This window comes from Microvirga pakistanensis, from assembly GCF_004458765.1.
Classification (GTDB): Bacteria; Pseudomonadota; Alphaproteobacteria; order Rhizobiales; family Beijerinckiaceae; genus Microvirga; species Microvirga pakistanensis.
Genome location: NZ_SPJX01000184.1, coordinates 441,886 through 454,492, shown reverse-complemented (window position 1 = coordinate 454,492; position 12,607 = coordinate 441,886). Strand labels below are relative to the sequence as shown.

8 protein-coding genes and 1 pseudogene are annotated in these 12,607 nt (G+C 60.1%); 3 read left to right on the top strand and 6 right to left on the bottom strand.

The features are described 5' to 3' along the window. Nucleotides 1-281: 281 nt before the first annotated feature. The 3 genes and pseudogenes from tnpA (at nt 282) to tnpC (ending at nt 2,608) form a co-directional block, all read left to right on the top strand. Nucleotides 282-677 (top strand): IS66-like element accessory protein TnpA, encoded by a 396-nt coding sequence (tnpA, locus tag E4K09_RS09910; RefSeq protein WP_134496574.1) that lies wholly within the window; start codon nt 282-284, stop codon nt 675-677. Next, nucleotides 674-1,030: an IS66 family insertion sequence element accessory protein TnpB gene (tnpB, locus tag E4K09_RS09905; protein WP_134496573.1), complete on the top strand. Its 357-nt coding sequence runs from the start codon at nt 674-676 to the stop codon at nt 1,028-1,030. Before tnpA ends, tnpB begins: the two co-directional genes overlap by 4 nt. A gap of 106 nt (nt 1,031-1,136) precedes the next feature. Next, nucleotides 1,137-2,608, top strand: a pseudogene (gene tnpC, locus E4K09_RS09900) (IS66 family transposase). A 16-nt stretch (nt 2,609-2,624) separates the two neighbouring features. Here tnpC and E4K09_RS09895 read toward each other — a convergent pair. The 6 genes from E4K09_RS09895 to tssK form a co-directional block, all read right to left on the bottom strand. After that, on the bottom strand, nt 2,625-4,370 hold the full coding sequence (locus E4K09_RS09895; protein ID WP_134496572.1) for a serine/threonine-protein kinase: 1,746 nt from the start codon (nt 4,368-4,370) through the stop codon (nt 2,625-2,627). Between the two features lie 18 nt (nt 4,371-4,388). Then, complete coding sequence (locus E4K09_RS09890) at nt 4,389-5,156, bottom strand: PP2C family protein-serine/threonine phosphatase (protein WP_134496571.1); 768 nt, start codon at nt 5,154-5,156, stop codon at nt 4,389-4,391. Further along, nucleotides 5,153-5,854 carry a type VI secretion system-associated protein TagF gene (gene tagF, locus E4K09_RS09885; RefSeq protein ID WP_134496570.1) on the bottom strand — a complete coding sequence of 234 codons (702 nt, stop codon included), beginning with the start codon at nt 5,852-5,854 and terminating at the stop codon, nt 5,153-5,155. Before tagF ends, E4K09_RS09890 begins: the two co-directional genes overlap by 4 nt. After that, nucleotides 5,851-9,336 (bottom strand): type VI secretion system membrane subunit TssM, encoded by a 3,486-nt coding sequence (gene tssM, locus E4K09_RS09880; protein ID WP_134496569.1) that lies wholly within the window; start codon nt 9,334-9,336, stop codon nt 5,851-5,853. The genes tagF and tssM overlap by 4 nt, the downstream gene beginning before the upstream one ends. Nucleotides 9,337-9,385: 49 nt before the next feature. Then, nucleotides 9,386-10,549 carry a type VI secretion system protein TssL, long form gene (gene tssL / locus E4K09_RS09875; RefSeq protein ID WP_244610427.1) on the bottom strand — a complete coding sequence of 388 codons (1,164 nt, stop codon included), beginning with the start codon at nt 10,547-10,549 and terminating at the stop codon, nt 9,386-9,388. A 233-nt stretch (nt 10,550-10,782) separates the two neighbouring features. Further along, nucleotides 10,783-12,117, bottom strand: a complete 1,335-nt coding sequence (tssK, locus tag E4K09_RS09870) for a type VI secretion system baseplate subunit TssK (protein ID WP_134496567.1) — start codon at nt 12,115-12,117, stop codon at nt 10,783-10,785. Nucleotides 12,118-12,607: the final 490 nt, after the last annotated feature.

Below are 12,607 nucleotides of genomic sequence, written 5' to 3'. Positions count from 1 at the left end.
CCCTTGTGACAGCCTCACCTCTTCCAGCGAAGTGAGGCCAATCGCAGCAAGTGTGGGAGGATTGCTTTCTTCCCGGAGGAGCCTCTTACACTTCACTTGTACCTTCGGTCCAACTTCTCCCTGTAGGAGGAGTGGTGGGGTGGAGCCATTTCCTACATAATGTGCATCGAAGAACTGAATGCACTGCCTTCTCTATTGTAAGCGGTGTTCTGAACCCACCTTACGTCCGTGTCTCTGAACGGCGAGACTAACGATCTCTGATTTGGGATCGTTTTGTGTCGATGGTTGACCATATGCTTGAGCCGCCGCGGCTGGTGCGGCGCCTGGAAGTGATCACCGGAGTTGGCGGACGCCGACGCTGGTCAGCGGACGAGAAGGCGCGGATCCTGGAGGAGGCGATGGCTCCCGGCGCGGTGGTGTCCGACGTGGCCCGCCGCAATGGCATGTCGCCCCAGCACCTGTTCACCTGGCGTCGTCAGGCCAAGCGAGAGGCCGACAATCATCCTCTGGCCTTTACCCCAGTTGTTGTCAGCCCTGACACGCTGCAGCCCACACCGAACGTCTGTCGTGAGGCGGTGATCGAGATCGTCGTCGAGGGCGCTGTCATCCGTGTGCCGTCGGGCGTCGATGGAGCGATGCTGGCCACCGTCCTGCAGGCGCTCAAGAGTGTGCGATGATCGGGCCAACCGGCACTGTCCGCGTTCTCGTGGCGACCAAGCCCGTCGACTTCCGCAAAGGCGCCGAGGGGCTCGCCGCGCTCGTGCGCGAGACCATGGGCGCCGATCCGTTCTCCGGGGCTGTGTACGTGTTCCGCGCCAAGCGCACGGATCGCGTCAAGCTGGTGTTCTGGGACGGCACGGGAGTGGTTCTCGTGGCCAAAAGGTTGGAGGACGGCGAGTTCCGCTGGCCCAGAATCCAGGATGGGGCCCTTCATCTGTCGGCGGCGCAGCTCTCCGCCCTGCTCGAAGGCTTGGATTGGCGCCGTGTGCATGAGGCGCGCCAGACGACAGTGCCGTCGGCGGCGAGTTGATCGCACACCCCTAAGAGCCATCGCCGGCATCGCCGAAGCATGATTCACTTCGTCTTGTGACCAGCGCGACGCCATCTCTCCCGATGATCCTGACCTGCTCAAGGCGATGCTTGTGGCCGAGCGCGCCGAGAGCGAGCGGCTGCGCCAGATCACAAGGAGCTACAGCGTCATCGCTTCGGCTGCCGGGCCGAGACCCTGCCGGAAGATCAGCTGCTGCTCGCGCTCGAAGAGGTCGAGCAGGTCGAAGCCGCTGACCATGCATACCGCGAGAGGGAACAGCCGGAGCGGCGTGCGGCGCATCGGCGCCGCAACCGCGGCTCCCTGCCGGCGCATCTGCCGCGGGTTGAGAGCCTTGTCGATATCGATGAGCGGTCCTGCCCCTGCTGCTCGGGTCCCTTGCATCGGATCGGCGAGGATGTCTCTGAGCGGCTCGACATCGTGCCCGCGCAGTTCCGGGTGCTGGTGACGCGTCGGCCCAAATACGCTTGCCGCAGGTGTGAGGACGTGGTGGTGCAGGCACCGGCTCCGGCCCGCCTGATCGAGGGCGGATTGCCCACCGAAGCCACCGTGGCGCATGTGCTCGTGTCGAAGTATGCCGACCATCTGCCGCTCTATCGGCAGACGCAGATCTACGCGCGCCAGGGCCTCAACCTGGATCGCTCGACCCTGGCCGATTGGGTCGGCCGTGCCGCCTTTCTGCTGCGGCCCGTGCACGAGCGTTTGTTCGAGACGCTGAAGACCTCGGGCAAGCTGTTCGCCGACGAGACCACGGCGCCTGTGCTGGATCCCGGCCGTGGGCGGACCAAAACGGGTCAGCTCTTTGCTTACGCGCGGGATGATCGGCCGTGGGGCGGCCTGGATCCGCCCGGGGTGGTTTACATGTACGCGCCGGATCGCAAGGCCGAGCGGCCGATCGTGCATCTGACAGGCTTTACGGGCGTGCTGCAGGTCGACGGCTATGGCGGTTACAAGGTACTGGCGGGGCGCAACTAGGTGAGCCTCGCGTTCTGCTGGTCCCACGTGCGGCGCCGCTTTTACGAGCTGGCCACGGCTGGACCGGCGCCAATTGCGAGCGAGGCGCTCACGCGCATTGCCGAGTTGTACAGGATTGAGAGCGAGATCCGCGGACGCTCACCTGAGGAGCGTTACATGGCCCGACAGGAGTGCAGTCGGCCGATGTTGGAGGAGCTTGAGCCGTGGCTCCGCTCCAAGCTCGCACTCATCAGCCAGAAGTCGAAATTGGCGGAGGCGATCCGCTATGCGCTCTCGCGTTGGGAGGGGCTGACGCGGTTTGTTGATAACGGGCGGGTTGAGATCGACTCCAACGTGGTCGAGCGGGCGATCCGGCCCATTGCCCTCAATCGGAAGAATGCCTTGTTCGCCGGATCCGATGGTGGCGCGGAGCATTGGGCAGTGATCGCCTCGCTGATCGAGACCTGCAAGCTGATCGGCGTCGAGCCCTATTGCTACCTGGCCGATGTGATCAGCCGCATTGTCCAGGGACATCCCAACAGCCGCCTCGATGAACTGCTGCCCTGGTCCTATGCCGCCAGGCAAGATCTCAAAGCCGTGGCCTGAGAACACCGCCTACTCTCTATTTCTCAATGCGGAAATACTTCACCGCCAGATCGACGGACACCTGATGGCTCTGAACCTCGTCACTGAGCAGAGGAAACAATGCGTCTGCGGCCATGGGTTTGTCGGTGCGAAGAAGTGCAAGAGGGTTTGAGCTTGCAAGAGCGAGAACGAGTTGCGGGCTTGGACCCTGCCCGCCACCGACATTCGGACGGAAGTTGAATTTTGCCGACCCTTGCTCCCGGCTTGTATATTTGTCGAGACTGTGCACGTACCCATCATCAGAGACCAGGAGTGCGTCGACGTGTTGCCCACCATATGCCTCAATAGAACCGCTCAAGGGCTCTCCAGGGCCGACTTTGAAGGACTTCAGGAGTAGTTTCGGAGCACTGGCTGGATTCACCCCAACGGTCCTGATGAACCTTATCGCAGGACATTGTGCATCCGTGACGAGACGGACGTTGACCTGAGCCTCGAAGCCGTAGGCGCGTCTGAACGCTTCGTCGAACGCTCCGAATGCGGCAGCAGAGGACCCGAACCCTTCGACGATGACTTGAGAGTTGCTGACGCTCGTAGGAAGGAGAAGGAAGCAATCTCCACCCTCATAATCGTGCACATAGCGAGCCAGTTGGTCCGGCGTCAGCGGGTTCGGCGGTCGGGTGAGCGTGTCAGGCGGCTGGGGAGGTGTATGAGGCGCAAGGGTGGTGTCAGACGGCTGCGGCAGCCGCGAGATGTCCTGACCCGGATTCCGCGGCGGAGCTGGGCTGAGTGTCGGGTCATTCTTTGGAACAGGACTTCCCATAGGATCGGGGACACGTAGGATCCCTGTTGGAAAGGTCAGGACTGCAATACCTGCCACTGCGACGACCACGAGGCTCCCGATAAGCAGCGGAACGAAGGTCCTACGTACTGGCTTCGGAGGCAACTGCCAGGCGGCCACGTCGGCCATCGTGGCGATCCGTTCTTCGGGTTGCGGCTGAAGCATCTGCTCAAGGAGCGGCCGCATTCTAACATCGACGGCCGAGAGATCCGGCACCCGCCGCCGCTTCTCAATGACGTCCACCTGACTTCCGCCCATGTCGAGAGGCCGTCCGGTGAGTGCTTCCGCTATGACCAGCCCAAGACTGTAGATGTCGGACCGAGGCGTAACGTTACCGCCATACATCCCAAGCTGCTCCGGCGACACGTAGCCAAACTTGCCTGCAAAGCCGCTTCCGATCACGGTTGCCTCGGCGATCCTTGAGTTCCGCGCAATCCCGAAGTCTATAATCTTGGCGCGCGATAGGTCACCGGCCGGAAGGATAACATTGTCGGGTGACACGTCTCTGTGGACGATTCCGAGTTCGTGGGCGGCTTGCAGACCGCTCGCGAGACGATGCTGCAAAACCCGTACCTCATCATATCCGAGCGGCCCCTGTTTGATCATCTCGGAAAGGGGCTGCCCATCTACGTACTCCATGGCAAGGTAAGGTGAGCCGAGATCCGGATCAACCGAGAACACATAGTATCGGACAATCGCCTCATGGTAGAGGTTGTGAAGCGCCGCGGCTTCCTTACGGAACAGCATCAGGGCCGCCTCATTTTGTGCCATGTCCGGACGAAGCATCTTGATAGCGATGGGATCGCCGGTCTGAATCACCCGCCCCTTGTAGACTTCGCCCATGCCTCCGACGGCGATGAGTTGTTCGATTTCATAAATGCCATTGAGGCGCGTTCCCGGTCGTACCCCTGGTCGGAACATCGTACGATCCTCACGCTCCGTCATCGGCTCGACTCCAAGACTTCAGCTCGCAGTTCCTTCCTGAGGCGAAGACCCGCTGCAGCGAACGATCACGACGGTTATGTTGTCCACGCCACCACGCTCGAGTGCTAGCGCAAGAAGCGCGTCGGAGGCGGCTTGCGGATGCTCATTCACGGTATGGGCGAGGATCTCGTCGTCGGCCACATGCGACGTCAGTCCGTCACTGCAGATCACGAAGACATCGCCGGGCTCGATCGAGCCCTGATCCAAGTCGAGTTCCGGAGCGTCGTAGGCTCCGAGAGCACGCGTCACGACATTCCGGCGCGGCCACGTCTTGGCCTCGTCAGGATGCAGCACACCCTGATCGATGAGCTCTTGTACCTCGGTGTGGTCACGGGAGATTTGCACGATCCGAGCCGCCCGAACGAGATAAAGCCGGCTGTCTCCGGACCAGACGCAAGCATAATGACGGTTGAACAGGAGAAGAACCGCAACCGTCGACCCGATGACCGCATTGTGGCCGTGCTGGCGAGCGATTTCCTTCAACTGTGCGTCGGCTCTAATGATCCGGTCCTCCAACTGGGCCAAGAGGTCGGTTGCAGAAACCGGCACACTAATGGATTTGAGTGCCGCAACGACAGTCTGGCTGGCGAGCGCACCCGCCTCGTGCCCGCCCATGCCGTCGGCAATTGCCCAGACGCCGCTTTCCGGAAGTACGAGAAATCGGTCCTCATTGATTGGGCGTACAAGGCCGGGGTGTGTCGCAGCGCCAGTGGTGGTCAGCAGGAAACTGGGATCTAGGTTGCTCATACGGCGCCCTCCGCTCGGCCAGTCAGAAACGTCGGGAAGAGATAGGGATCGGGCATCCGCTGGCTCATGAGGATAAGCGGCGGAAAGTCCTCGCCGCCAACTGTCCACCAGAACGCAGTCGTAGCGTAGACCCGAGCATAATCTATAACCCGAAGAGCCGCGAGCATGCTTTGGGGGGATCCTGAGTCAGCGGCCGCGAAGATTGTCCCATCGGGGAAGCGCTTCATTCTGTTGGATGGCTGAACGTGGGTCTGGCCCTTGGGACAAGGCAGCCGATCGACGCTTTCCCGTACCGTCTCAAATCGTACATCCGGCTCAAGGGCGGATAGGAGGACCTGCTCGACTTGGCTGAACCAAGCGTCCTGCAGATCGAATTCTGGCGGCGGGATGATTATCGGTTTTGAGGCACAGGCCATAATGGTAAGGGGAAAATAGCGACCGACCGCGTCCACCGACGGCATGAAGGCTCCGGCGACCGTGGTTCCGCCGCAGAGCTCCGGCCCAAGCCAGAACCGCCAGATCGGAGCCCGGAGATAGACCTGCTGCCACTTTTCCTTTAGGTGGAGGCGGCTCGTCGACAGCCCGGCCTGGAGCCACCGATCCCACACCTCCAGCACATTGGGTGGAATGGCAATCGCTACATAATCCCGTTTCGCGGGGAGTTTGCCGAAAAGTGAGCACGACATGGTGGAGCTCAAATGCCACTCGGACAGCGAAAATCCCGCAGAGCCTTTAGCGCAATTGGGTTCACGACCGTGCCTGCATGGATCTGATAGGAGACCTGCCGTCCTCCAAGGACGAAGCTTGCCACGATGACATCGCCCTGCCGAAGCACATTGCCGACGTCGAGGAGTTTGAAGAAGGACCAGGCACCATCTTTCTGCATGGCCGTCGGCTGACTGAAAAAACCGCCGCTGAAGAAACCGCCTCCTCCTCCTACCACGACAGCCGAACGAGGAACCCCACTCCCCGGCCAAGATACGTTAGTCGGGATATTGACTCCCTGTTGACTGATGACCGACGCACCGTTGATCTCAAGGCGGGAGGTGGTAGCCTCGCCGCTTCCTCCTAGCGGCGTGATCGCCATCGTGAAAGACGGTAGGTTGCCTCCTGTCGGGAAGAAGGCATCGCGGATCTCGGCTGCGTGCTGGAATTGACGAAGAGTTATGGTCGAAAGCCCGCGCGCAATCCGATTGTCGGGGCGCCAGGTCCACGGCATCCGTGACTGATCGACGTAAGGGGCAAGGCTCTCCTTGAAGAACTTGTCGATAATTCCGCTGGGAGCGAACAAGCGTGCGAAGTCGGCGAGGGACACCTCCCGTTCAACTCCCGGAGTGAACGGATACCGGTTGTTAACGATGTCCAGACAGACCCGAGTAACCTGATCTGCAAGTGATTGCTGGAGCATCGCGATTGACGTCCCGGTTGCGTCGCCCTCAAAGTCATTCGCTGCATTTCTGATCATCTGATCGAACGGCGAGGGGAAGCGTGATGCGGTTGCACGAAGGATAGCAACCTGCTGCACAAACTGGTTGTTGGCAGCCTGAGCCTGAGTAGGGTTCGTTGCTGCTATCGCAAGACTCTGGCTGATATCGGTTAGGTTCTGCAGCAGAGCATCGACCGGGTTGCGCCCTCCTTCTCCCTCCAGCAAGACGTGAAATCCCTTGAACTGTGCCTCGATGTTGGCACCTGGAGCTTCTCCTTGGCTGAAGAAACCGCTCTGGGACTGCTGGGCGATGTTGGGTTTGGGCGTTGAATTCGGCCGCTCGCGGGTCAGCCTCGTTTCGTCGACAATCGATACGATGAGTTGCTTGATGGGCGAGGTGGCAGCGCCGGCAGCGGCAAGCGCGATATAGCGCGGCTTATCAGCATTCAAGGGCCTCAGCTTCAGCTTGCGCAGTACCGTCTGCCAAGAGGTCACGAACTCGCGAGTGTAGATCCGCATGAGATCCGGGTAGAGGGTGGAGTATTGCGCCGCGACGACTTGTTGCTGCCCGGCCTCTCCGAGGATCCATCGCTCTTGTTGAATCTGCTCCCCGACACTCGAGAGGCGCCCGAGAAATCCCGATTGAAACCCCTCATATGTATAGAAAAACGGTACTCGCAAGCTGTCCAAGTCTTCGCCGCTAGCCCCCTCGAACACGAGAGCGACATCGGTGCCTCCGCGTGCGGCGACGACCCAATCCCGATGTGTCACACCGCGGGCCTGTGACTTGAGGAGTTCGTAAGCCCGCTCGGCAACGCTCATGCGCGCGAGCGTGCGCTGGGCGTTCTCGATCAACGCCTTGTTCAGCGAAAAGGACGTCTGCTGGCCCACGTCCAAGTCAAAGATCGCCTGAAGATGTTCTTCAAGCGCTAGCCGGCCACGGGCGTTGGCAGCACCGGGGAAGAGATTCTCGGCCCAATCCTTGCGCATCCAGGCCACCACGAACTCGCGGTCGGCCGGCGCGATCCCCCCAACCATCATGTAGACCTTCAGGGCCTCATAAACGAACCCCGGATCGTTGATATTCGCCTCGAGCTGTTCTTCCAATCGATAGATCAGACGAGAACGGAACAATCGCTCAAGGGCCTGCTCGTACGCGGTCTCCGCTGCCGATTGCAGGCGCTCGCGCTGGCTGAGACCGAACGTCGTGGTGATCGGCTCCTGCTCATCGCGGGAGGCGTAGCCCGCCGGCATGTAGCGCAGCCTCTGGAGCAGCGGCTGGACCTTCACAAAATTGCGGTCCGCAACGGTCGTCTCCCGCAGGATCAGACCGGCATCGTTCCGGTACTGAACGAGATCTCTGTTGATCGCAGAGATCAGTTCTCGGTTACCATTGAAACTGATCCACCAGAGCATCACCGCCAGGGCGGCGATCGCTCCGATACCTGCAAAGGCAGCCGCTCTCAAGAGCACCGATCGTCGCACTGCAGCCTGGTTGACCGTCACCCAGCCAGCCTCTGCGATCACGACCCTGCGCAGGAGATCGGTAAGAAAGAAGCTTTTGCCTTTCCCGGAATAGGTCGGGGGGGGAACATCCTGGGGGTCGAGATCCGTCACAAGCGCGCCAATCAGCCGATCGATTGGCGTGCCCTGCTGGGTTCCTGATGTGAAGTAGAAGCCGCGGAGGGTCGTGCTGGCGTGGTAGCGACTCGGCTCGAAGATCTGATTGAGAAAGTCGATGATCGGTCGCTTTAGGCTCGCCACCTGGGACGGGAATCCGAAGACAGCAACACGGGCTGCAGGAGTCGGCTCCGATTGGAGATGATCCGGCAACTGGTCCGTCAGCCGTTCGACCAGGGCGTCAAATTCTGTCGAAGCCTCGCTGATCATGTTCCGGGAACGATCGCTGGTTTGAAAGGTGTGCCCCCAAACCATCCGACGCTCGGTCTCCGTCAGACTTCCGAAGAACTCCGAAAAGCCCCCGATCAGATCGGCTTTCGTCAATAGCGTATAGACCGGAAAGTCGACTTTGAGATGCTCGTGCAGTTCCACAAGCCGCTGTCGAATCGCGTTCGCATGAGCAGCGACTTCCTCCAAGTCAGCCGTCAGGAGATCCTCGAGACTGATGGCGACGATGACACCGTTGATGGGCTGCTTCGGTCGATTCTCGCGGATGAGGTCGAGGAAGGAAAGCCAACTCCTGCGGTCAGCTTGCGGATCGGAATCTTGAGTCGTATAGCGGCCGGCCGTGTCGATGAGAACTGCCTCTTCTGCGAACCACCAGTCGCAGTAGCGAGTACCGCCAACCCCGGCGACTGCCTCAGGCGTGCCGCCCCGTGCAAGGGGGAACCTGAGCCCCGAGTTGGCAAGCGCCGTCGTTTTCCCCGCACCAGGAGGCCCGATGATCACATACCAGGGGAGTTCATACAGATAGTCACCTCCCCTCCCCTTAGCCCGGCGCAAGGCTGCAAGCGCATCGCGCATGATCTCCTGCAGGACCTTCGCATCGCCCTGAGCTTGATCAGACTTCGCAATTGCATTCTCGATCGCTGCGTTCGCGCGACGGCGCTTCACATAGTCGAGTGCTATTGCTGCAACGGCCGCGGCCGCGACGAGAATAATCAATGCGGTCCTGCCCCAGAGACTTTCGAAAGGTCGAGTGTCTCCAATGGCAATCAAAGGCCCGCCGAACCAGATCAAAGCGGAAACGGCGACGGCTCCTATCAGGATCGTGGCAATGCGGATCGCTGCCATTGACACTATCTGTCTAAATCCTCCCGTTCGCTCCGGCATGCTTCATTCCTCAGTTGGTTCGTTGAAGCAGAACCTCGACCCGTCTATTACTGGCCCGACCTTCGGGCGTATTGTTGGACGCAATGGGGATATCGGGGCCCTTTCCTTCCACTCCAATCCTATCCGACTTGGACAATCGTTCCTTGATGATCTCTGCCACCGCCTTCGCCCGCTCAAGCGACAGCTGATAGTTTGAGGGAAAGCGTGGGCTGCGGATCGGCGCGCTGTCCGTGTGACCAACGACTTTGATTGTGCCCGGCTCTTTCTCCAGAACTGCAGCTATCTTATCGAGTAGTGGTCGGTATTTGTCGCTGACAGTAGCGCTCGCGGGCTCGAAAAGAGGCAGGTTCGACATCCGGATGACGATGAACGTTCCAGTGCCGGAAACATCCAAGGGTGGTCCCAATGCTGCTCGGACCCGGGAAATCTGCGGCGTTGCGGGAGGCGGCGGTGGCGGACCTGCAAAGACACGGCGCTGAATCCCGACCTCTCCGGACGGATGCACGCCGATCAGGGCTTGCGCCACCACGTCGCTTTCTCCTTGAAGGAGAAAGCGAAGGAACAGATAGACTCCAAGGAGGAGAGCACCGAAGAATGAGCCGATCACCCAAATCGGAACTTGTCTGCCAACCGTCGTTTGGGGAAGGGCTTGTCCTTGCCACCTAGGCGACAGCTCCGGATTAGCCGCTTTCACCCGTCGCAAAGTCTCGTAAATGCTCCGCTGGATCTGCTGGAGCGCTGCTGCCCCACCAGCCGAGGTGCGGTGAATGCCTTCGAACCCGAGTGCCAAGCATGCATGCTGCAGTTCAAGGATCTGATAGTTCGCCAATGGGTCGGCTTTGGCCTTGTCCACCTCTTCGAAGAAGCGAACACCACCGAGGAGTTCGCCGAAGAAGCGGCTGAGCATGCTGTACTGCGTCCATACGTGCCGGTCTTCGCTGGGGATGTTCTGGACGATGTCGTCGGCCGTGGCACATAGGACATACATAGCCGTTCGTGCTTGCTCTGCGGGAATGCCGGCAGCCCGGACGTCGCGCTCGAAGCTCTGGATCGCTTCCGCGACCTGCTCCATCAGCTGTCTTGCCGGCGCTCGCAGGAAATGGATTCTGAGCCGTCCAAGGAGAACCAGCAAGGGCGCCGCGGCCCGCATAACAGGGCTCTGGTTTGGAGCCATCAGATGTTCACGGTGGAGAATGATCGCCTGATTGCGCCCGATAGAACCCCCGGAAGGCTGTGCAGGATGGGGAGAACTAGCCCAGTCGTCGGAGGCCGGAGCGCCAGGATTAAAGGCTGGCGCGCCGAGTTGCGATGAGGTTCCAGGCGGCTCAGGTCGACGACCTGCTGGGTTTGGGCGAATGATGGTCCGCTCGCTGCGGCCGAATGGGTCGGAGGGTTGTCTTCGGTCACTCACCGCCGGCTCTCCATCACGGCCCAGAGCTCAAGCTCCAGGTCCGGCCAATCTCCGGAAAAATGCATCCCAATCGACTGAGCTGTCGAGAACTCGGGCCAAAGAGGGGAATTTCGGTCAAGGTAGAAATAGACGTGATCCGTGACAGGATGGATCTGCGGCGGCGGGGTCGGGAGGTGAACGAGTTTCACACCGGGGAGGTGAGCGTGAACAATCTCATTCATCTTCGTATTGGGACCGAGCTTGAAGAGTTGTGGAAACTGGCTCTGAATTTCGGTCAGCGGCCGTCCGGCCGCTACATCCAGCACGAGGGTCGAGTTTCGGAAGATGTTTCTGTCGCGGATTACCGACACGAACGCATTCGGAGCGCGCTCGATAATGTCGAGCCGGATAGGACGGCTGACGGTGGCGTTCAGGTAAAGTTGAATGTCGCGTAGAACGGGAGAAAAGACCTCGCACAGGTCATCATGATTGTACGCCGGGTACACCTGCGCCCGCCGCTCCCGGGTCGCAAAGGTTGCAAGCTCCCCAGCGATCCTAAGAAACTCCTCGAATAAGCGCTCTGGATGGACATACCGCGACTGACGGAAGTGTTTGAGAACTGGTGCATGCCGGTTGAGGAGTTGGAGCATGAGATAGTCGACGCTCTGCAGCCCTCCCCCGGCTGCAGGGTCAGCGGCATAGCGCGCGAGTTCCTCCACCTTGTTGTCAATCCAACCAATCACGCGATCAATCCAGCCGTTCACGACTGGATGCGCGGAGCAGGATAGGACGGGGGGAGCGAACCTCTCGTCATAGATGATCGAGCGATCCCGCACCTCGGTGACCCGTGCCATAGCAAGCCCGACATAGCCGGGCTTCGGCGTTTTTCTAAGATCGAATGACAATCTTGGGTGGGCGATGTCGATTTCCTCCTCGATCCGAAGAGCTGAGGTTGAGTCGATGAGCGTCTCCATGGCAACAACGTAGCGGCTCGCCGTCTCTGTGGTTGCGTCATCCACCTCCCGGGTGTTCGGCGCCGCAACAGGCAGCAGGAGCCACGCCAGATGTCCGCCGGCAGTCTCCGGGACGTCGATCGGCGCAGGCAAGGGGCTTTGTGCTGGCAGGTCGAAGGGCGTTCCGTCAGGCATGATCCCGGTTGCCCGGCGTAGACCCAACTTACTCTGTTGGGCGAGGTCCTGATCGATCTCCAAGGAGGAGAAACCCCATGGATAAGGTGTTATCTGTCTCGTTCGGGCTTCGATGAGATGCTCGAAGTAACGGTCGCTCTGCTGTAAGTGATGAGGTCTCAGGAATAACCCTTCGGACCAGACAAGCTTGCTGTTCCAAGACATTGATGACGCTCGCCGGCCAATTCAAGGTTGGCCCACCCTTACACGATTTGAACAGATGGTGGCCTTAACGTAAAGAGCCCCGGACGTCTGATGGGAAGACCGAGTCTTGAATTCTTTAAGTATTGTGTGACACTTGGCAGTTTTCAGTGCCTAAGGGGGCAGTCCGCAAGAGATGCGGAGCGTCAAAACGGCACCGAAGGGCGTCGTGGCCCTGGCCCGCCCAATTTGCTGAGCGGGCCTCTTGCCGAAGATCAAACCGGGGCGTTGTTTCCGATCATTCAGCGGTCAACTCTGTGCCGCCGGTCTGACGGGGGTTGTAAAGGGAGAACGCCAGTTCGACTTGCCGCGAACGCTGGAGCATGGCCGGACAGGCACTCCCGCCTCATGGCTCCATCGGCTGTCTGGGTGCTCAATGGATCTCATGAACTCGGCGAGGTCTTGTGCCTGAGCGAACTGAGCTGTCTTTCCCATTTATACTCTTGTCTGAGCA